19 protein-coding genes are annotated in these 19,317 nt (G+C 71.4%); 8 read left to right on the top strand and 11 right to left on the bottom strand.

Annotated elements, in window-relative coordinates; genetic code table 11:
• Positions 1 to 232: 232 nt before the first annotated feature.
• The 3 genes from JJ691_RS41535 to JJ691_RS41525 are packed head-to-tail and all read right to left on the bottom strand — an operon-like array spanning position 233 to position 3,164.
• Entirely contained in the window at positions 233 to 925 is a 693-nt protein-coding gene (locus JJ691_RS41535; RefSeq protein ID WP_211764934.1) for a demethylmenaquinone methyltransferase, read from the bottom strand.
• 14 nt (positions 926 to 939) lie between these two features.
• On the bottom strand, positions 940 to 2,049 hold the full coding sequence (locus tag JJ691_RS41530; RefSeq protein WP_211764933.1) for a glycosyltransferase: 1,110 nt from the start codon (positions 2,047 to 2,049) through the stop codon (positions 940 to 942).
• Positions 2,040 to 3,164: a glycosyltransferase family 4 protein gene (locus JJ691_RS41525; RefSeq protein ID WP_211764932.1), complete on the bottom strand. Its 1,125-nt coding sequence runs from the start codon at positions 3,162 to 3,164 to the stop codon at positions 2,040 to 2,042. Before JJ691_RS41525 ends, JJ691_RS41530 begins: the two co-directional genes overlap by 10 nt.
• Positions 3,165 to 3,341: 177 nt before the next feature.
• On the opposite strand from JJ691_RS41525, the gene JJ691_RS41520 reads away from it, so the two are divergent.
• Positions 3,342 to 4,211: an inositol monophosphatase family protein gene (locus tag JJ691_RS41520; RefSeq protein WP_211764931.1), complete on the top strand. Its 870-nt coding sequence runs from the start codon at positions 3,342 to 3,344 to the stop codon at positions 4,209 to 4,211.
• On the opposite strand, the gene JJ691_RS41515 is transcribed toward JJ691_RS41520, so the two are convergent.
• Complete coding sequence (locus tag JJ691_RS41515) at positions 4,144 to 4,650, bottom strand: DUF3592 domain-containing protein (protein WP_249227356.1); 507 nt, start codon at positions 4,648 to 4,650, stop codon at positions 4,144 to 4,146. The two genes, JJ691_RS41520 and JJ691_RS41515, sit on opposite strands and share 68 nt — an antisense overlap.
• A 66-nt stretch (positions 4,651 to 4,716) precedes the next feature.
• Here JJ691_RS41515 and JJ691_RS41510 point away from each other — a divergent pair, with 66 nt between their 5' ends.
• On the top strand, positions 4,717 to 5,952 hold the full coding sequence (locus tag JJ691_RS41510) for an isochorismate synthase (protein ID WP_249227355.1): 1,236 nt from the start codon (positions 4,717 to 4,719) through the stop codon (positions 5,950 to 5,952).
• On the opposite strand, the gene JJ691_RS41505 is transcribed toward JJ691_RS41510, so the two are convergent.
• From JJ691_RS41505 to menD, 3 genes are all read right to left on the bottom strand, one after another.
• Positions 5,949 to 7,361 (bottom strand): alpha/beta hydrolase, encoded by a 1,413-nt coding sequence (locus JJ691_RS41505; RefSeq protein ID WP_211764930.1) that lies wholly within the window; start codon positions 7,359 to 7,361, stop codon positions 5,949 to 5,951. The genes JJ691_RS41510 and JJ691_RS41505 overlap by 4 nt on opposite strands.
• 279 nt (positions 7,362 to 7,640) lie before the next feature.
• On the bottom strand, positions 7,641 to 9,125 hold the full coding sequence (locus tag JJ691_RS41500) for a M1 family metallopeptidase (protein ID WP_249227354.1): 1,485 nt from the start codon (positions 9,123 to 9,125) through the stop codon (positions 7,641 to 7,643).
• 91 nt (positions 9,126 to 9,216) lie between these two features.
• Entirely contained in the window at positions 9,217 to 10,860 is a 1,644-nt protein-coding gene (gene menD, locus JJ691_RS41495) for a 2-succinyl-5-enolpyruvyl-6-hydroxy-3-cyclohexene-1-carboxylic-acid synthase (RefSeq protein WP_211764929.1), read from the bottom strand.
• Between the two features lie 18 nt (positions 10,861 to 10,878).
• Between menD and JJ691_RS41490 the strand changes: the two genes are divergently transcribed.
• From JJ691_RS41490 to JJ691_RS41475, 4 genes are all read left to right on the top strand, one after another.
• On the top strand, positions 10,879 to 11,790 hold the full coding sequence (locus JJ691_RS41490; RefSeq protein WP_211764928.1) for a 1,4-dihydroxy-2-naphthoyl-CoA synthase: 912 nt from the start codon (positions 10,879 to 10,881) through the stop codon (positions 11,788 to 11,790).
• Between the two features lie 2 nt (positions 11,791 to 11,792).
• Positions 11,793 to 12,953 (top strand): o-succinylbenzoate--CoA ligase, encoded by a 1,161-nt coding sequence (gene menE, locus JJ691_RS41485; protein ID WP_211764927.1) that lies wholly within the window; start codon positions 11,793 to 11,795, stop codon positions 12,951 to 12,953.
• 128 nt (positions 12,954 to 13,081) lie between these two features.
• Positions 13,082 to 14,044, top strand: coding sequence for a hypothetical protein (locus tag JJ691_RS41480; RefSeq protein WP_211764926.1), 963 nt, complete (start codon positions 13,082 to 13,084; stop codon positions 14,042 to 14,044).
• Positions 14,045 to 14,088: 44 nt separating this feature from the next.
• Positions 14,089 to 14,967, top strand: coding sequence for a 1,4-dihydroxy-2-naphthoate polyprenyltransferase (locus JJ691_RS41475; RefSeq protein ID WP_211764925.1), 879 nt, complete (start codon positions 14,089 to 14,091; stop codon positions 14,965 to 14,967).
• Positions 14,968 to 15,024: 57 nt separating this feature from the next.
• Here JJ691_RS41475 and JJ691_RS41470 read toward each other — a convergent pair whose 3' ends face one another.
• Genes JJ691_RS41470 through JJ691_RS41460 form a run of 3 tightly spaced genes read right to left on the bottom strand, consistent with a single transcriptional unit; the run spans position 15,025 to position 17,633 of the window.
• A complete protein-coding gene (locus JJ691_RS41470; protein ID WP_256449447.1) occupies positions 15,025 to 15,969 on the bottom strand; it encodes a Gfo/Idh/MocA family protein in 945 nt (314 codons plus the stop codon).
• 28 nt (positions 15,970 to 15,997) lie between these two features.
• Positions 15,998 to 16,666 (bottom strand): DUF899 family protein, encoded by a 669-nt coding sequence (locus JJ691_RS41465; RefSeq protein ID WP_211764923.1) that lies wholly within the window; start codon positions 16,664 to 16,666, stop codon positions 15,998 to 16,000.
• 1 nt (position 16,667) lies between these two features.
• Positions 16,668 to 17,633 carry a TIGR03086 family metal-binding protein gene (locus tag JJ691_RS41460; RefSeq protein ID WP_211764922.1) on the bottom strand — a complete coding sequence of 322 codons (966 nt, stop codon included), beginning with the start codon at positions 17,631 to 17,633 and terminating at the stop codon, positions 16,668 to 16,670.
• An 87-nt stretch (positions 17,634 to 17,720) separates the two neighbouring features.
• Here JJ691_RS41460 and JJ691_RS41455 point away from each other — a divergent pair, with 87 nt between their 5' ends.
• Positions 17,721 to 18,047: an ArsR/SmtB family transcription factor gene (locus JJ691_RS41455; RefSeq protein ID WP_211764921.1), complete on the top strand. Its 327-nt coding sequence runs from the start codon at positions 17,721 to 17,723 to the stop codon at positions 18,045 to 18,047.
• Positions 18,044 to 18,496, top strand: a complete 453-nt coding sequence (locus tag JJ691_RS41450) for an SRPBCC family protein (RefSeq protein ID WP_211764920.1) — start codon at positions 18,044 to 18,046, stop codon at positions 18,494 to 18,496. The genes JJ691_RS41455 and JJ691_RS41450 overlap by 4 nt, the downstream gene beginning before the upstream one ends.
• 9 nt (positions 18,497 to 18,505) lie before the next feature.
• On the opposite strand, the gene JJ691_RS41445 is transcribed toward JJ691_RS41450, so the two are convergent.
• Positions 18,506 to 19,171, bottom strand: a complete 666-nt coding sequence (locus tag JJ691_RS41445) for a GAF domain-containing protein (protein WP_211764919.1) — start codon at positions 19,169 to 19,171, stop codon at positions 18,506 to 18,508.
• Positions 19,172 to 19,317: the final 146 nt, after the last annotated feature.

The following is a 19,317-nucleotide window of genomic DNA, read 5'->3' as shown; positions in this document are numbered from 1 at the left end:
CACTTGACCTCCGGGGAGCCAGCCACTGCCATGGTTTTCACGCGAGTGGCTCACTTGACTCCTGGAGCCATCTAAGCCACCCACATGCAGCAAACACCGCACGTCGCGGGGCATGTGAGTGGGTTGGGTGGCTTCCGAGGTCAAGTGAGCCACTCAGGTAGACGGGGGGTGGCTGCTGGGAGTCAAAGTGAGCCACTCACGTAGCTGAGGCCGGGGTTAAGCCGGGGAAGGGTCAGGCCTCGGGTTTGGTGGCGCGGTGGAGGGCGGCCATGCCGCCGGTGAGGTTCATCCAGGCGACGTCCTCCCAGCCGGCCTCGGCGATGAGCGTGGCGAGGGTGTGCTGGTCGTGCCAGTCACGGATGGACTCGGCGAGGTAGGTGTAGGCGTCGGAGTTGGAGGCGACGGGGCGGGCGATGACGGGCAGGGCCCGGAGGGCGACGTTGCTGTAGAGCTGGCGCAGGGGCTTCCAGGTGGGCTTGGACAGCTCACAGATGACGAGGCGGCCGCCGGGGCGGACGACGCGGGCCATCTCGCGGAGGGCGTCGACGGTGCCCTGGAAGTTGCGCAGGCCGAAGGAGACGGTGGCGGCGTCGAAGACGCCGTCGGCGAAGGGCAGGTGCAGGGCGTCGGCGGCGATCTTGGGGACGGAGCGGCGGGCGCCGCTGCGGAGCATGCCGAGGGAGAAGTCGGCGGCCACACACCACGCGCCGGCGCTGGCGAACTCGACGGTGGACACGGCGGTGCCGGCGGCGAGGTCGAGGATCTTCTCCCCGGCCTTGGCGTCGAGCACCTTCCTGGTCCACTCTCGCCACCGCCGGTCGAACCCGAGCGTCATGACGGAGTTCGTCAGGTCGTAGCCCCTGGCCACGCCGTCGAACATCTCGGCGACCTCGCGCGGGTTCTTGTCCAAGCCGGCTCGCGACATGGACGGAGCCTATGTCACCTGGCCCGCAGCGCCGCCAGCATCCCGTCGACGGCGGCCGGCCAGGGGAACTCCTCGGCCCGGGCCCGGGCGGCGGCCCGGCGGTCGGCCTCGGGATCGGCGAGCAGGGAGGTGACGGCGGAGGCGAACGCGGGGGCGTGGTCGTCGACGGCGGCGCCACAGCCGGGGGCGACGATCTCTCGCAGTGCGGAAGAGGCGGACACGACAACGGGCGTCCCGGAGGCGAGGGCCTCCAGCGCGGCCAGCCCGAACGTCTCGTGCGGGCCGGGCGCCAGCGAGACGTCGGCCGAGGCGAGCAGGGTGGCGACCTGGGGTCGTGACGACACGAAGCCGAGGAACGTGATCGGCAGGCCCGCGGCCCGGCGTTCCAGGGCCTCCCGGCGGGGGCCGTCGCCGGCGATGACCAGCCGCACGTCGAAACCGGATTCGTGCAGCTCAGCGACGGTGTCGACGCTGCGTTCCACGTGCTTCTCGGGCGAGAGCCGGCCGCAGTGGACCATGAGGGCCCCGGCCCCGCGGGCCAGGTCGTCGCGGACGGCCCGGTCGCGCCGGCGCGGGGTGAACTCCCGCAGGTCGACACCCAGCGGGACGCGACGGACGTTGGTGGCGCCGATGCGGTCGAACTCCTCGCGGGCGAAGTCGGTGGTGCAGACCACGGTGTCGTAGCTGGCGGCCATCCGCCGGTTCGCCCAGTCCGCGCCCCGCACGGCCGGCCGGTGCGGCACCAGGAACTGCTCCAGCAGCCGGTCCAGCCGCTCGTGCGAGATCACGACGCTGGGCACGCCCCGCTCCCGGGCCCAGTGCCCCATACCCCGCAGCGTGAGCCGGTCGGAAACCTCCAGCCGGTCCGGCCGCAACCGGTCGAGCAGCGCGTGCACCCGCCACGGGTCGACGGCCCGATAACCGCCCGTACCAGGTATTACCGGCGCGCGGAGGGTGATCCGCTTGACGCCGCTCGCGAGCGTTTCGCACGAAGGGCGGCGGCCGGGGACGACGAGGAACACCTCGTGCCCGTGCAGCGCGTAGCCGGCGCCGAGATGGTGCAGCGCGGTGCGCAGTCCGCCAGATCGTGGTCCGTAGAAATTGGCGAGCTGGACTACGCGCACCGAGACTCCGGCTGGTCGAGCAGCTCGGCGTAGTGCCCGAGCAGCTCGTCGCAGACCGCGGGCCAGGTCCTGGCCTGCACGGCCCGCCGGGCGGCCGCACCGAAGGCGGCCCTGGTGTCGCAGTCGCGCAGCAGGTCGATGCTTCGCCGCAGGCCGGCGGCGAACTCCTCGTCGGCCCAGGGCGGCAGCAGGAAGCCGGTGCGGCCGTCGTCGATCAGGTCGGACGGCCCGCCGGCGTCGGGCGCGATCGCCGGCACGCCGGAGGCCAGCGCCTCCTGCACGGTCTGGCAGAACGTCTCGTGCGGGCCGGTGTGCACGAAGACGTCCAGGCTCGCGTACACGCGGGCCAGCTCCTCGCCGGTCTTCATGCCCAGGAACGCGGCCCCGGGCAGCTTGTCCCGCAGCACCTGCTCGTCCGGCCCGGCGCCGACGACGACCAGCCGCACGCCCGGGGTGTTGTTCAGCGCGGACAGCCGGTCCACGCGCTTCTCCGGCGCGAGCCGGCCGACGAAACCGACCAGCAGCTCGCCGTTGGGCGCCAACCGTCGGTGCAGGGACTGGTCCCGCTTGCGCGGGTCGTAGCGCTCGACGTCCACGCCCCGACCCCAGCGGTGCACCCGCGGCACGCCGCGTTCCCGCAGCTCACGCACGGCCCAGGTGGACGGCGCAAGCGTTCGCGTGGCCAGCGAGTGCAGCCGCTTGGTCCACCGCCACGCGGTCCGGGCGCCGAGTCCGAGCCCGTACGAGCCGGCGAAGCCGGCGATGTCGGTCTGGTAGACGGCGATCGTCGGCAGGCCGAGCTTGCGGGCGGCGGACAGGCCACGGGCGCCGACCACGAAGGGTGACGCCAGGTGGACGAGGTCCGGCTTGAAGTCGGCCAGCGCGGTCAGCACCTTGCGGGTCGGCAGGCCGACCGGCATGGAGCTGACGAACGGGAACTCGACGGCCGGCAGCCGCACCACCGGGGTGTCCTCGTGCTGGTCAGGGCCCGGCCCGGGCGCGACGACCAGGCTTTGGATACCGTACCGGCGCAGGTGCGCCAGTACCTGGACCACGGAGTTGGTCACCCCGTTGACCTGCGGCAGGAAGCTCTCGGTGACGATCGCGACGCGCACCCGCCCAGCGTCCGCGTCCATCCCGTACGCAGGGTGACCGGATGGCGAACGCTGTCCGAAATCCTCAGGTCAGCCATTGGCGCGTGACCCCGCGGTCCGCAGACTTGATCTGGTGATCTCCGGGACGTCACCTCTGATTCTCGTCGGCGACACCGAGCGCGTTCACGCTCGGGTGGCGTGACCCTCTTGTCCTCCCGATCGATTCAGCCGGTGGATCCCGGGCTGCTGTCCCGGGCACTGGAGGTCGCCGGCCGCCTGGCCAACGACGCCTCCGACGTGATCACGGCGACCGCCGGCCGGGGCGCTCGGCCGGAGTCCAAGGACTCTCCGTTCGACTGGGTCACGGACACCGATCGCACCCTGGAACGCCACACCCGCCGGGTGCTGGCCAGCGAGTTCCCCGGCATTCCGGTGCACGGCGACGCCTTCGGCGCCGACGAGGAGATCAGCGCCGCGCCCTACCGCTGGGTGGTGGACCCGGTCGACGGCACCACCAACTACGTGGCCGGCATCCCGTGGTGCGCCTACAGCCTCGCGCTGCTCGACGAGCACGGCCCGGTGGTCGGCGTGGTGGCCGACCCGTACCGGGCGCAGATCTACGCCGCCGCCCGCGGCCGCGGCACCCGGGCCAACGGCACGCCGGTCAAGCTGGTCGACAAGACCGAGGTCGCCGGGGCCGTGATGTGCACGGAGTGGACCAAGACCGGCCCGTGGCCGGGCATGGACAGCTTCATCGCCCGCGCCGCCAAGGCCCGGGCCGGCGTGCGGGTGCTCGGCTCGGCCGCGCTGTCGGTGGCCCAGGTGGCACTGGGCCATGCCGCCGCGGCCGTGCTGCACAGCTATCACGAGTGGGACGTGGCCGGCGCGGTCGCGCTGGCCGTGGAGTCCGGCGCGGTGGTGCTGGACCGGCGCGGCTCCGGCGATCCGCTGCCGCTGGACGGCCTGCTGGTCGCGGCCCCGGGCGTGGCCGACGAGGTGCTCACGTGGTGGCAGGAGTCCTTGGACGTCGCAGCCACCAGATCAGTCCCGCCGCGACTGCCCATGTGATGCCGACCAGCATCCCGAACGGCAGGAAGGTCAGGCGGTAGTCCCGCCCGGCCACGCGGACCAGGTCGTCCGGGTCCGTGGTGTCGTACTCGACCTGCACCCGCTGCCCGGCCTGGAGGTCCTGCGGGTAGAGCACGCCCAGCGGCGGGCTGTGGCTCCCCCCGTCGGGAGTTGTGAACCTCACCACCGTGCGGTCGAAGCCCGCGTAGAGCACGTCGGCGTCGGTGTGGCCGAGATTCGATTCGATCGCCCGGTCGTCCCGCCAGGCCCCGGCGATCAGCAGCAGGCTCATCGCGGTGATCAGCACTGCCGCCGTGACCACGGCAATCAGCCAGACGCGGCGGCGCGGCGCGAGCTTGTCCAGGCCGAGGAACGCCCAGCGTGACCGCTGCGGCTCGGCCGGCTCACCCGGTCGGGTCACGACTGCGTTCTCCACCACAGCGCCCGAGTGTAGGCCTGCTCGGAGTCACGTTCCGGTGGAGTGCGCTCTACGCTCGGAGGCGTGATGACCGCTCCGAATGCCCGCGCCACCGGTCTCCAGGCCCGCAGCCGGGTGGTTGCGACCGACGAGGACCTGCTTCGGCTGCTGCCGTCCGCAGAGGGTGCGCTCGCCTGGGTGATGCGGGGCGAGGGGCTGGTCGGCTGGGGCGAGGCCGCTCGGTTCGAGCCGTCCGGGGCGGACCGGTTCGAGCAGGCCGACCGCTGGTGGCGGGAGTACTCGGCCGGCATCGACTGCGTGGACGAGGTCGGACTGCCCGGTTCCGGACCGGTCGCGTTCGTCAGCATGGCGTTCGCCGACGACCCCGGCTCGTCGGTGCTGGTCGTGCCGCGGGTGCTGGTCGGCCGGCGGGACGGCATCACGTGGGTGACGGAGATCGGCGAGCCGGCCGAGGTGCACCAGGTCGAGCCGGTGCGCAAGCCGACCACGATCGCGTACTCCGAGGGCGAGCTGCCCGTCACCGAATACCGGGACGCGGTGGCCCAGGCGGTCAAGCGGATGCGGGCCGGCGAGCTGGCCAAGGTGGTGCTGGCGCACGACCTGATCGCCAGCACCGACGAGGACGTCGACCCCCGGTTCCTGCTGCACGGGCTGGCCTCGAAGTATCCGAGCTGCTGGGTCTTCTCGGTGGACGGCCTGGTCGGGGCCACCCCGGAGATGCTGATGCGGCGGCAGGACTCACGGGTCTACTCGCGGGTGCTGGCCGGCACCATGTGGCCGCACGCCGGCGTGGACGCCGACGAGCTGGCCCAGGAGCTGCTGGCCTCGGCCAAGAACCAGGGCGAGCACACCTACGCCGTCGAGTCGCTGGCCGAGGAGCTGCGGCCGTTCTGCTCGGCGATGTCGGTGTCGCCGCGGCCGCACGTGCTGCGGCTGCCCAACGTCATGCACCTGGCCAGCGACGTCGCCGGCGAGCTCGCGGGCGAGTCCTCGCTGTTGCGGCTGGCCGGTGCCGTGCACCCCACCGCCGCCGTCGGCGGCACCCCGCGGGCCAAGGCTGTCGCCACGATCACCGAGCTCGAGGGCATGGACCGCGGCCGCTACGCCGGGCCCGTCGGCTGGGTCGACGCCAACGGCGACGGCGAGGTCGGCATCGCCCTGCGGTGTGCCGAGGTCTCCGGCTCGACGGTGCGGCTGTTCGCCGGCGGCGGCCTCGTGCCCGACTCCGATCCCGACACCGAGGTGGCCGAGGCCGCCGCGAAGATGATCCCGATCCGGGACGCCCTCGAGCGGGCCGACTAGCAGCGCACGTCGTTGTCCGGCCGGGTCCCGTCGGTCAGGAACGCCGTGACGACGCCGTCCAGGCAGGCGTTTCCCGTCATCCGGTAGGCCCCGTGGCCGCCGGCGTTCGCCGTCACCATCCGGGCTCGACTGCCGAGGGCCTTGCGCATCTCCAACGCCCCTCGCAGCGGCGTCGCCGGGTCGCGCTCGTTCTGCGCCAGCAGGATGTTCGACGGGCCGTGATCGGTGATCCTGGTGACCGGTTCGGCCGGCCGGTACGGCCAGAACGCGCACGGCTCGATGCCCGCCGGCATACCGGCGGTGAGCGGGTACTGCTGCCGGTTGCGGAGCACGTCCCGCTGGTAGGCGGCGATGTTCCGGGGCCACTCCGCGTCGTTGCACCAGATCGCCGTGGCGCCGGACAGGATCACCTGGAGCGACGGGTTGATCTGCACCGCGTCGGCGTCGCCGGTCTTGACCGCCTGCCACAGCTGCGCGAGGTCCGGGAAGGTGACCGTGTTGTAGAGGTATTCGCGGGTCTGTTCGCGGAAGGTGTTGCCGGACACCGGACCGGCCTTGGTCGGCAGCGGCGTCTGGTCCAGCTGGGCCGCGAGCCCCAGGTAGGTGGCCCGGACCGCGTCCGGTGTCGCGCCGAGGTGTAGGGCCGCATCCTGCGCCGCCGCCCAGCTCGCGAAGTCCGGGAAACGGTCCGCCATGCCCTGGCCGAAGTTCAGGAACGTGCCGCGCCACAGGTCGTTCGGGGTGTTCACGCTGTCCAGCACGATCCGGTCCGACCGCTGCGGGAACATCGTCGAGTAGACCGCGCCGAGATAGGTGCCGTACGACGTGCCGTAGTAGGAGATCTGCTGCTCACCGAGCGCCGCTCGGATCCGGTCCATGTCCCGGGCCGTGTTGTTCGTCGTGATGTACGGCAGGTCCGGGCCGGAGTCCTGGACGCACCGCTGGGCCACCGTCCGCGCGTGGTCCACGCTCGCCGCGATCGAGCCGTCCGGTGACGGGTAGCCGCCCATCGCCCCCAGGTCGATCTGCCCCGGCGTGAAGCCGCAGTCGACCGGCGCGCTCCGGCCCGTGCCTCGGGGATCGAAGCCGATCAGGTCGTACTCGTCCGTCACGCTCTTCGGCAGCGATTGCGCCATCTGCAACGGCATCTGGATGCCCGGTGAACCCGGCCCGCCCGGGTTCATCATCAGCGCGCCCCGGCGCCGGCCCGTGGCCTTGACCCTGGAGACCTCGATGCTGATCTTGGACCCGCCGGGATTTCCGTAGTCCATGGGCACTTGCACCGACGTGCATTCCAGCGGCGCGGGCAGCCCGCCCGGACATCCCTGCCACTGCGCCGTATCCGACATTCCCCCCGTGGTCAGGCCGGCCGTCATCGCCAGCGTGACCAGCATCTTCGTGAAGATCACATCTTCGACAGTGCCAGACGAACACCGTCCTGGTCCGGGCCCTCCGAGAGGGAAACACCAACCCGGGCTCGCCAATTCGACCACGCGTCGGGCGAACCACAACCCCCACCACTCCCGGGGTGGCCGCCCCGAGCCCATCGTATCCACGGGTGGCCGTTGTGGATCAGATTGTGGGTAAGCCTGTGGATAACTGTGTGGACAACTCCGCAAGCTGTGGATAACCGGTGGATGGAGCGGCGCCCGCCCGGGACCGACGTCCGGGCGGGCGCCGCAGGCTGCTCAGTGCTGGGCGAGCAGGGCGTTGGTGCGGTCGATCTCGGCGACGGACTTGGGGGTCGTCGCAGCGACGTGGGCGGCGGCCACCGAGGCGGGCAGGGCGGGCCGGGAGGGGGTGAACAGCCACTGCTGGAACAGGTCGTGCAGGGGCTTGCCGGACACCTTCTCGGCGACGCCGATGAACTGGTCGATGGTGCCGTCGCTGTACTTCCGGGCGGAGACCCAGGCCTTGAGGATGGCGAAGAAGCTGTCGTCGCCGACGGCGGTGCGCAGGGCGTGCAGGGCCAGGGCGCCGCGGGTGTAGACGGCGAAGTCGCTGAACTGGTTGTCGGGGCCGGGGTCGCCGGGGAGAACGGACCACTGGGGGTCGGACGCCGGCACGGAGTTGTAGTAGTAGTCGAACAGCTGCTGGGCGGTGCCCTCGCCCTGCTTCTCCGACCACAGCCACTCGGCGTAGCTGGCGAAGCCCTCGTTGAGCCAGATGTCGCTCCACCGGTGCACGGAAACGGCGTCGCCGAACCACTGGTGGGCGTTCTCGTGCACGATCACCGACATGTTGTCGCCAGCCCGGAAGAACCGGGGCGTGTAGACGGGCCGGGTCTGGTTCTCCAGGGCGAAGCCGAAGTCGACGGACGGCACGACACCGCCCTGAGCCTCGAACGGGAAGGCCCCGAACAGGGTGGACTCCCAGGCCAGCACCTCGGGGGTGCGTTCGACGCTGGCGACGGCGGCATCGTGGTTGGCGCCGATGTTCGCGCCGTAGGCGGTGAAGACGGGCTCGCCGTCGGGGCCGGTGGCCTGGCGGATGTCGTACTTGCCGATGGCGATGAACGTCAGGTAGGTGGCCTGCGGCTTGGTGCTGCGCCAGTTCCACCGGGTCTGCCCGAGCTTGCTGCTGGAGCTGACCAGCACGCCGTTGGACACGACCTGGGTGCCGTCGGGCACGGCCACGGACACGTCGTAGGTGGCCTTGTCGGTGGGGTGGTCGTTGGCCGGATACCAGAACGCGGCGATGTGCGGCTCCTGCACGGCCTGCGCGCCGTCGGGGGTGCGCAGCCAGTCCTTCTCGCCGTTGATGGTCACCTGCGACGGAATCCCGTCGTACTGCACGACCACGGTGATGGGGCTGCCCTTGGGCAGGGTGGCGGCCGGCGTGACCACCAGCTTGGACCCGGTGCTGCTGTAGGTGGCCGGGAAGTTGTTGACCAGCACGGAATCGGTGTGCAGGCCGAAGTCGAACGAGAACTGTGACAGGTCCTGGGTGGCGGTAGCCAGAATGGTCGCGGTGCCGCTGAGCTTGTCGGTGGACGGCTGGTACTGCAGGCGTAAGTCGTAGTGGCCGACGTCGTAACCGGTGTTGCCGTCGGTGGGGTAGTACGGGTCGCCGACGGTCTGGCCGCCGGCGGTACCGGTGCCGGCGGCCGCGGTGCCGGCCAGCAGCAGTCCGGCGACCGTGGTGGCCAGCGCGACAAGAGCGGTGGATCTCAAGGCAAACCTCCCCAATCAGGCCTAGGGCCCGAACCTAGGAGAGTCACCGGAACGGCACTACCCAACGTTAGTAGGTTCCTACGGAACGAGATCACCACGCCTCGGCGACTACACTGCGCAGCCGCGAGTGCAGATCCCGCAACCGGGTGCGGTCGGCACGGACCTCGACGATCCGGATCCCGTCGGCCGGAGCGAGGGCCGCTCGGAATGCGGCGGCGTCCCGCACGAGCGTGTGCGGCACGCCGTAGCCGGCGCACAGCGCGCCCAGGTCGGCGCCGTGTGGGGTGCCGAAAACGCGTTCGAATGAGTCGGCGTGCTCGGGGGATCCCTGCTCCAGCAACGAGAAGATGCCGCCACCGTCGTCGTTGAGCACGACAATGGCCAGGTTGGGCCGAAGTTCGCCGGGGCCGATCAGCAAACCGTTGATGTCGTGCAGGAACGTCAGGTCGCCGACCAGGGCGTAACCGTGTTCGGTGTCGAGGCTCGCGCCGACGGCGCAGGACAGGGTGCCGTCGATGCCGGCCAGGCCTCGGTTGGCCAGCATCCGAAGATCGGACCGGTGCGGCGCGACCAGGTCGACGTCCCGGACGGGGTTGGACGAGCCGAGGAAGAGCGTTGCCCCGTATGGCAAAGCGTCCAACAGGAGCTGGGCGACGTGCAGGCCGGTCGGCCACGGCTCGTCAGCCAGGAACTTGTCCACAGCGGACTTGACGCTCACGTCGGCGTCCTGCCACCGGGACAGCCACGCGTCACCGAAACTCGGCGGCTCAACAGCCAGCGGACCGGTGACGAAGTCAGCCTGGTGTTGCGGATCAGTCCACTGTGGATGTTCGGAAATCACGTGCACGACCGGGGTTTCGCGAATGACCCGTTGCACGCCGCGGCTCAGCGACGGATGCCCGACGACCAGCAGCGACTCGGGCCGCAGCGCGGAAGGCAGACCGGCGGCCAGCATGAGCGAGCCGGTGGCGACGGTGTCCCCGGCGGCGAAGCCCAGCGGCTCGACGATCACCGGCCAGCCGGCGGCGGCCGCGAAAGCGGCCGTGGCCCGGGCGACCGAGGGCGGGGCATCGCCGACGACGACCAGGGTGCGCTCGCCGAGGTGCCCGATTTCCGTTGCCCCGGAACGGCTTTCCGCGATCTGGGCGACCACCGTCCACGGGCGGCCGCCGTCCCGCCCGGCAAGGTCCTCGGGCCAGTCGTCGCCGTCGTCGGGCACCAGCGGCTCCCGGAACGGCACGTTGAGGTGCACCGGCCCATCGGCCCGCAGCGACCGGCCGACCATGCCCCGCCACACGGCGTTCTGACCGGCCCGGCGCTCGGCCATCGGGAAGTCCACAGTGGAGACCAGGGCGCCGAAAATCCCGTGCTGCACGGTGGTCTGACTGGCCCCTGAGCCGACCAGCTCGACCGGACGGTCGGCGGTGAGGGCGATCAGCGGCAGGTGGCTGTGCGCGGCCTCCAGCATCGCTGGGTGCAGGTTGGCCACGGCCGTCCCGGACGTGCAGACGACGGCCACCGGCCGGCCGCTGCCCCGGACCAGGCCGAGCGCGAAGAAGGCGGCCGACCGCTCGTCGATTCGGACGTGCAACACAAGCTGTCCGGCCACGGAAGCCCGGTGCAGGGCCATCGCCAGTGCGGCATTGCGTGATCCAGGACACAGCACAACCTGCCGCACGTCGTGACGCACGAGTTCGTCGACCAGGACACGGGCCTGCGCGGTGGACGGGTTCACCGGCCTATTCTCCCAGGCGTGCCTGATGAACACGTGTCCGACTTGTTCGACCCGACCGCGTGGCGCGCCGTCGAGGGCTTCGAGTTCACCGACATCACCTACCACCGGGCGGTGGACCAGGGAACGGTGCGCATCGCCTTCAACCGGCCCGAGGTGCGCAACGCCTTCCGCCCGCACACCGTGGACGAGCTCTACCTCGCCCTGGACCACGCCCGGATGTCCGCGGACGTCGGCTGCGTGCTGCTGACCGGCAACGGACCGTCCCCGAAGGACGGCGGCTGGGCCTTCTGCTCCGGCGGCGACCAGCGCATCCGCGGCCGCGACGGCTACCAGTACGCCAGCGGCGACACCGCGGACACGGTCGACAGGGCCCGGGCCGGCCGGCTGCACATCCTGGAGTGCCAGCGGCTGATCCGGTTCATGCCCAAGGTGGTCATCGCGGTGGTGCCGGGCTGGGCCGCCGGCGGCGGGCACAGCCTGCACGTGGTGTGCGATCTCACGCTGGCCAGCGCCGAGCACGCCCGCTTCAAGCAGACCGACGCCGACGTGGGCAGCTTCGACGGCGGCTACGGCTCGGCCTACCTGGCCCGCCAGACCGGCCAGAAGTTCGCCCGCGAGATCTTCTTCCTCGGCCGGTCCTACACCGCCGAGCAGGCCCACCAGATGGGCGCGGTCAACGCCGTGGTGCCGCACGAGGATCTGGAGGCCACCGCGCTGGAGTGGGCCCGCGAGGTCAACGGCAAGTCGCCGACCGCGCAGCGCATGCTCAAGTACGCCTTCAACCTGATCGACGACGGCCTGGTCGGCCAGCAGATCTTCGCCGGCGAGACGACCCGGCTGGCCTACATGACCGACGAGGCGGTCGAGGGCCGCAACGCCTTCCTGGAGAAGCGCGACCCGGACTGGTCCGACTACCCGCGCTACTTCTGACGATGAGCCGCGAGCTGCGGGCGCTGCCCGTCCCGACCCGGCCAGCCGAGGTGCTCGCGCTGCTGCCGACGCTGGCGGCGGCGCTGGCCGGCGACGGCCCGGCGCTGCTGCCGGTCACCGACCAGGAGCCGGATCTGCCGGCGGCGCTGGGCGTGGACCGGCCCGTGGCCGACCGGATCGCGCTGGTGATCGGCACCTCCGGGTCGACCGGCGCGCCGAAGGGCGCATTGCTGGCGTCTGAGGCCGTCAAGGCGTCCGCCATGGCCACCCACGCCCGGCTCGGCGGGCCGGGCACCTGGCTGCTGGCGATGTCGGCCCGGTACATCGGCGGCCTGCAGGTGCTGATCCGCTCGCTGCTCGCGGGCAACGAACCGGTGGTGGCCGACCTGACCGAGGGTTTCCGTGCGGAGAACTTCACCAAGGCGGCCTTCACGGCACTGGAGGCACCAGGGCGGCACTACACGGCCCTGGTGCCGACCCAGCTGGGCCGGCTGATGAGCGGCGACGCGCTGGCGGCGCTGCGCGGCTTCGACGCCATCGTGATGGGCGGCGCGGCCATGCCCGAGGCCCTGCGGCAGCGCTGCCGGGACGAGGGCGTCAACGCCATCCCCTCGTACGGCATGAGCGAGACGGCCAGCGGCTGCGTGTACGACGGCGTGCCGCTGGACGGCGTGGAGATCCGGCTCAGCGACGGCCGGATCGACATCCGGGGTCCGATGCTGGCCGACGGGTACCGCAACTTCGACGGCGAGTCGCCGTTCGTGGACGGCTGGTTCCAGACCAGCGACCTGGGCCGCCGGCTCGACGACGGCCGGCTGGAGGTCATCGGCCGGCTCGACGACGTGATCAACACCGGCGGCGTGAAGGTGGCTCCGCTGTTGGTGGAGCGGGCCCTGACCGCGGTCGACGGCATCACCGACGCCTGCGTGGTCGGGCTGCCGGACCCGGAGTGGGGCCAGGTCGTGGCGGCGGCCGTGGTCACCGAGCTCGCGCCGAGCGAGGAAGAACTGCGCGAGGCCGTGCGGGCCGCCGCCGGGCGGGCGGCTGCGCCCAAGCTGATTCGGTTCGTGCCGGCGCTGCCACTGCTCGGGCCGGGCAAGGTGGATCGGGCGGCCGTCAGAAAGGCGCTCGGCGGCTCCGCGAGGAGCTCTCGCCCGAGCTGAGAACCGAGCCGCCGTCGCCCTGGGCACTCGGCCGACCGGCGGTCCGCCGCGACGGCAAGGTGAGCAATTCACGGGCACATTGCCATATCGTGTTGAGTAGTCACGAAACCGTCGTTTCGCTACCGGGCATGCGAAACACACCCCTGCACGCGGCGCTGCTACTGGCGGCGGCCACCGTCCTGCCCCTGACGGTGGCCGCCCCGGCCACGGCTGCGACCACCACCTGGACCGCCGACCTGGCGTCGCACAACGAGGACAACAGCAACATCGCCAACGCCGACGGCGTGGTCCGCCTGGCCGGCGGCCCGGCGCACGCCGCCACCGACCAGCTGGACCTGGAGACGGGGATCATCATGTTCGATCCCCACCAGCTGCCGGCCAAGGCCAACACGGTGTCGGCCACTGTGGACGGCAGTGTGCCGGCCGATTCGGAGCTGGCGGTGGACGTCCGCGGACTTCGAGCCGACGGGCAGTGGACCGAGTGGACGGAGGCCACCCCGGACGCGCCGGCGGTGCTGCCGGAGGCCAGCGCGACCGTCCAGGTCCGCATGATGCTGACCGCCCCGACCGGCGCCACCGGACCGCAGGCCCGCCGGCTGACGCTGTCCGCCGGCACCTCGATGGCCCCAGCTGCCGTCCAGCCGCAGGCGGCCCGCTCGTACAAGGTGTTCGCGACCAGGGAGGGTCTGGTCGGGGGCACCACCGCCAACGGGCACAAGATCGCCTCGCACGACCACTTCGTCGCCCTGCCGTCCGGGAAAGCGTTGTCCCCCAACGGCAAGAAGACCTACCAGGTGAAGGTGTGCGCGGCCAACGGCCGCTGCGAGACGGCCCCGGTGTGGGACGTCGGCCCGTGGAACACCAAGGACGACTACTGGAACCCGAGCGCCACCCGGCAGTCCTGGAAGAACCTGCCACAGGGCAAGCCGGAGGCCCAGGCGGCGTACCAGAGCGGCTACAACGGCGGTAAGGACCAGTTCGGCCGCAAGGTGTCCAACCCGGCCGGCATCGACCTGGCCGACGGCACCTTCCTGGACGGCCTCAAGCTCACCGACAACGCCTGGGTGACCGTGACCTACCTCTGGACGTAACCCCTGGTTGACGGGCGACCGTGGCCGTGTCGGAAGATGGCGGCATGGCCACGGTCGCACAGTGGATCGAGGGTGCCCGACCGCGCACCCTGCCCAACGCCATCGCCCCGGTGCTGGTGGGCAACGGCGCCGCGTTCGCGCTGGGCGGGTTCGACCCGACGCGCGGCGTGCTCACGCTGGTGGTGGCGCTGGCGCTGATCATCGGCGTGAACTTCGCCAACGACTACTCCGACGGCGTCCGCGGCACCGACGACGTGCGGGTCGGCCCGCTGCGGCTGGTCGGCTCGAAGGTCGCCAAGCCGCAGACGGTGCGCCTGGCGGCGTTCGTGTGCTTCGGCGTCGCGGCGGTCGCGGGCCTGGTCGTGACGGTGCTGAGCGGCTCGTACTGGCTGATCGCGGTGGGCGCGCTGTGTATCGCGGCGGCCTGGTTCTACACCGGCGGCAAGCGCCCGTACGGCTACGCCGGCCTGGGCGAGGTGGCCGTGTTCATCTGCTTCGGCCTGGTCGCGGTGCTGGGCACGCTGTACGTGCAGGCCGGCCAGTTCAGCGGCTACGGCATCGGCGGGGCGGTGGCCATCGGCTGCTTCTCCAGCGCGGTGCTGGTGGCCAACAACCTGCGGGACATCCCCACCGACACCGAGTCCGGCAAGCGCACGCTGGCCGTGCTGATCGGCGACCAGGACACCCGCAACCTGTACCTGGCCCTGATCGTGGTGCCGTTCCTGGTCAGCATCGTCGGCAGCTTCCGCGACGGCTACCTGCTGCTGGGCTTCCTGGCGCTGCCGCTGCTGGTCGGCAGCGCCCGCAAGATGATCAAGGGCGCCACCGGCAAGGCGCTCATCCCGGTGCTGCGGGACACCGGCCTGGCCATGCTGGTGTGGGCCATCGCCACCGCCGCCGCCCTGGTCCTCGGCGGCTCCTGATTCCCCACATGTGGTCCACATTCGACTCCTGGAGTCGAATGTGGACCACATGTGGCGTTAAGACTGGGCCAGGACGGTGTCCATGGTGGCCATGATCGAGATGGTCTCGTCGAGGGGCATCAGGGGGCTCTCGGTGTCGCCGGCGGCCAGTCGGCGGGCCACCTCGTCGGCCTGGTGCCGCAGCCCACGGCCGGCGTCCTCGAAGGCGAACACCGTCGGCTCGCCGACCCGCGGCACGAGGGTGACCGTGGTCGGGGCGTAGAAGTCGCTGTCGATCTCGATGCGGGCCTCGGTGCCGACGATGACCGCCCGGACCGGGCTCTTGGCCCGCAGCGTGCAGGTCAGCACGGCCTGCGCCCCGCTGTCGTAGCCGAAGATCATCGAGGTCTGGCCGTCGACGCCGGTGAAGGCCGAGTCGACCATCGACACGATCTTGCTGGGCGCGCCGAGCACCATGGACGCGAACGACACCACGTAGACGCCGAGGTCCAGCAGCGCGCCGCCGCCCAGGGCCGGCGCGAACAGCCGGTGCTCGGCGTCCTCGGCGAACCACTGCCCGTGGTCGGCGGTCACGGTGACGATGTCGCCGACACCGCCGATCAGCTCACGGACGCGGTGGATGTGCGGCAGGAACCGGGTCCACATCGCCTCCATCAGGAAGACGTTGTTGTCCCGCGCCACCTGCACCAGCTCACGGGCTTCGGCGGCGTTCATGGTGAACGGCTTCTCCACCAGGGTCGCCTTGCCCGCGCGCAGGGCGAGCAAGGCGTTGCCGTGGTGCATGGGGTGCGGCGTGGCCACGTAGACGGCGTCGATCTCGGGATCGTCGGCCAGGTCCTCGTAGCTGGCGTGGCGACGTTCGACGCCGAGCCGGTCGGCGAACTTGTCGGCGCCGGCCTGGCTGCGGGAGCCGACGGCGGCCACCGTGCCGGAGTCGGTCAGCTTCAGGTCAGTCGCGAACGTCTCCGCGATCCCGCCCGTGCCCATGATTCCCCACCGCACCGGATTGCTCACCGCGCGTGCCCTCGTCTCAGGTTCGGCTCCCACTGACGAGACGACCGTAGTCGAGCCCCGCGTACCAGTCGCCCCGGCCGGCCGGCGACAGGTCCAGCAGGTGCCAGACCGGGGCCAGCAGGTCGATGCCGCGCTCCTGGATGTCCTCGCCCATGCGCGGATGCGCGGTGTAGTGATGGCGGATCGCGCCGTCGGCGTCGCGGGCGAACACCGAGACCGTGGAGTCCTGGTTGCCGTCCTCGTCCTCGCTGCGCAGGTCGAGCTTGAACGTGCTGTCGCCGGCCGAGAGCAGCCGCAGCTGGTCCCAGCCGCGGTCACGGCCGTAGCGCAGCAGGTCGTCCGGCTCGGCCGCGGCGACCACGGCGAAGTCGACGTTGCGGGCGATGTGCTGGGCGACGCCGTTGAAGCCGTCGATCCACATCGTGCACATCGGGCAGGGCGAAGTCTGCTTCTTGCCGTACATCAGGTGATAGACGATCAGCGGCCGGTCGGTGACGAGCTCGTCGAACGTCACTTCCCCGTCCCCGTCACGGAAGACGTAGTTCGGCAGCACCGGCCCCGGCGGCAGGTCGCGGCGCTGCTGGGCCACGCGTTCGCGGTGCCGCATCAGCTCGATCTCGGCCAGCCGCAGCTCTTCGCGGGCGGCCAGGTACTCGTCGGACTCGGTCAGGTTCGTGTGTCGCATCTCAGGCGGCCCTCCCGGTGAAGGCGATCAGCCTCTCGAGGGTGCCCGCGTCCGGGCCGACCCGCACCTCGGCGGCGAAGGTCACGCCGTCCCGCAGCTCCGGCGCGATGATCTTCCGCGACAGTTCGAGCACGTACGCGCTGAGCTTGTCGTCGGCGGTGACGTCCACGCCCGCGGCGGCGGCGAAATCCCAGGCGTGCACGAGAAATTCGATGGAGAGGATGCCCGCGGCCAGCTCGGCCGGCAGGTCGATGCCGGCGAGCCGCACATCGCCGTCGAGGCCCCGCGCCCGCCAGGCCTCGATCGCCCGCAGGCCACCGTCGGCAACGCGCTCCTCCGGCGTGCCGTCGACGGCCTCGAACGACCCACCGGCGGCGCTGGTGAGGCCGTCGAGGGAGCCCATCAGGTGGCCGAGCAGGTCGTCCACGGTGAACTCCTTGCACGGCGTCTGCGCGCTGCCGTGATCGGCGCCCAGGGTCCGCAACACGCGGAGGCAGACGGCCAGCGACGCCTCGGCCGCGGCCAGCGGCTCCGGCTCGCTCAGCGCCGAGAACTCGTCGGGGCCGGCGTCGCCGGTGGTCGTCACGGCGCGCAGGCGCTGCAGGAAGTGCTGCCAGCCCTCATGGTGGCCCTTGGCCTGCTCGTCGGAAAGGCCTTGGTGCACAAGGCGAACCGTGACGCCGTCGGCCGCCGGTTCGATCGTGACGTCCACGGTGGACGACCCGGGCGGCACCTCCTTGTCACCCTCCCAGCCCCAGGCCAGCGCCAGCCGCCGGCCCGGCTCGGCCGCGGTGACCGTGCCGACCGCGGTGTGGGTCGGCGCCACCAGCCATCGAAACTCGCCGCCGACCCGCAGGTCGGTGCGGCCGGCGATCAGCTGCCACTGACGCAGCCGGGCCGGCTCGGTCAGCCACGCGTAGGCCTCGTCGGCGCTCGTCGACACCGACACGCTCACGTCCACGCTCATCTCGATCTCCCATCTATTTTAGCGACGGCTAAAGCTAGCCCCGGGGACCGCTCGCCCGCAAGCTTTAGTCGGAGCTAAACTGCCGGCGTGGACGCGCTGCACGCGGTCGCCGAACCGCGCCGGAGGGAGATCCTGCGCCTGGTGTGGGACGCCGAGCGCTCGGCCGGCGACGTCGCCGCCCACTTCGACGTGACCTTCGGCGCCGTGTCCCAGCACCTGGCCGTGCTGCGCAAGGCCGGGCTGGTCAGCGTGCGCAAGGACGGCAACCGGCGGCTCTACCGCGCCGACCGCGCCGCGCTCGGCCCCCTGGCCGCGTGGCTGGAATCGATGTGGACCGCCGAACTGGACACCCTCGCCGCCCTGGCCGAGCAGGCCGAGCGGGACACCGCCGAACAGGAGGGACGGACGGCATGACCGAGCCGTCGACACAGGCCCCGGAACTGGTCGTGGAGCGGCGGATCAACGCCCTGCCCACGACCGTCTTCTCGTTCTTCACCGACGCCGACCGCTGGATGTCCTGGCAGGGCGAGGACGCCGAGATCGACCCCCGACCCGGCGGCGTGCTGCGGATGAACGTGCGGGAGGGCAACGTGGCCGCCGGCCAGTTCGTCACCGTCGAGCCCTACCACCGCATCGTGTTCACCTGGGGCTGGGAGACGCCCGGCAACCCGCTGCCGCCCGGTGGCTCCACAGTGGACATCACCCTGCGCCCCGACGGCGCCGGCACCCTGCTCACCCTCACCCACCGCGGCCTGCCGCTGGAACTGTTCCAGTCGCACGGCATCGGCTGGAACCACTACATGGACCGCCTGCTCACCCGAGCCGAAGGCGGCGACCCCGGCCCCGACGAGGGCCCGGAGTAGGCGGTTGGATCAGCGCGTGTCACCGCCACGCGCGTCCGGCGTGAACCGGACCTCGCCGGACACCACCAGTTCGGCGAGGCGGCCCAGGGCGCTGTCGGTGGCAAAGGCCCGCGCCCGCAAACTCAGGTACGCCTCGACCAAACTCGTCTCCAGCTGAGCCGCCACGGTGCCAACCGCCTCATAGATGCGCATCCACCGGGCCGCGAACGGACCGTCCAGCACCCCCGGCCACCGATTCCGACCGCTTTCGGCGTCGTTGACCATTATTGCCAGGGCGGCGTCGGCGAACAGCTGGGCGTCAGCCAATTGCTGGCCGGCCAACACGTGCGGACCCGCGCGGTAGAGCTCCAGCACACCCACCGCGGGCCCGCCCGCAGTCAGCGGTAACGCGTACAAGGCAAGCGCGCCGGCAGGGACGGCGGTCGGCGCCAGCACGGGCCAGCGCCGCAGGCTGTGGCTGTCTGTCAGGTCCTCGGCCAGCACGGCATCGGACGTTCTCAGCGCTTCGACGCCGGGCCCCTCGCCGAGGGTGATCTCCAACTCGGCGACATACGCGCTGACGGCGTCCGTGGCGTACATCGGTTCGGCCGGCCCGAGGTCACCGGGGAGGCAGAGGCTGACTCCGTCGATATCCAGCCAGGAAGCGCACGCCCGGCAGACGTGGCTGAATGCCACCGGAACGCCTTCCGTACCAGCCAGGTCACTAATGGCAACCGCGACCTGGACGTGTCTATCCGCCTGCATCCGCCCGCCTCAGTCCCCGATGACGGGCCATTGTTCACCCGGACACCGAGTTCATCGCCTCCTACTCGGCGCTGATT

The sequence above is a fragment of the Kutzneria sp. CA-103260 genome, from assembly GCF_018263855.1.
Taxonomy (GTDB): Bacteria; Actinomycetota; Actinomycetes; order Mycobacteriales; family Pseudonocardiaceae; genus Kutzneria.
The sequence above is the reverse complement of the archived record's forward strand: the minus strand, read 5'-3'. Positions and strand labels throughout refer to the sequence as shown.

Bases quoted from the DNA above. Each gene is read 5' to 3' on its own strand.
- JJ691_RS41465 (WP_211764923.1), bottom strand. From the start codon at position 16,666: ATGCGACACACGAACCTGACCGAGTCCGACGAGTACCTGGCCGCCCGC.
- JJ691_RS41475 (WP_211764925.1), top strand. From the start codon at position 14,089: ATGGCCACGGTCGCACAGTGGATCGAGGGTGCCCGACCGCGCACCCTG.
- JJ691_RS41510 (WP_249227355.1), top strand. From the start codon at position 4,717: ATGACCGCTCCGAATGCCCGCGCCACCGGTCTCCAGGCCCGCAGCCGG.
- menE (WP_211764927.1), top strand. From the start codon at position 11,793: ATGAGCCGCGAGCTGCGGGCGCTGCCCGTCCCGACCCGGCCAGCCGAG.
- JJ691_RS41480 (WP_211764926.1), top strand. From the start codon at position 13,082: ATGCGAAACACACCCCTGCACGCGGCGCTGCTACTGGCGGCGGCCACC.
- JJ691_RS41535 (WP_211764934.1), bottom strand. From the start codon at position 925: ATGTCGCGAGCCGGCTTGGACAAGAACCCGCGCGAGGTCGCCGAGATG.
- JJ691_RS41450 (WP_211764920.1), top strand. From the start codon at position 18,044: ATGACCGAGCCGTCGACACAGGCCCCGGAACTGGTCGTGGAGCGGCGG.
- JJ691_RS41460 (WP_211764922.1), bottom strand. From the start codon at position 17,633: ATGAGCGTGGACGTGAGCGTGTCGGTGTCGACGAGCGCCGACGAGGCC.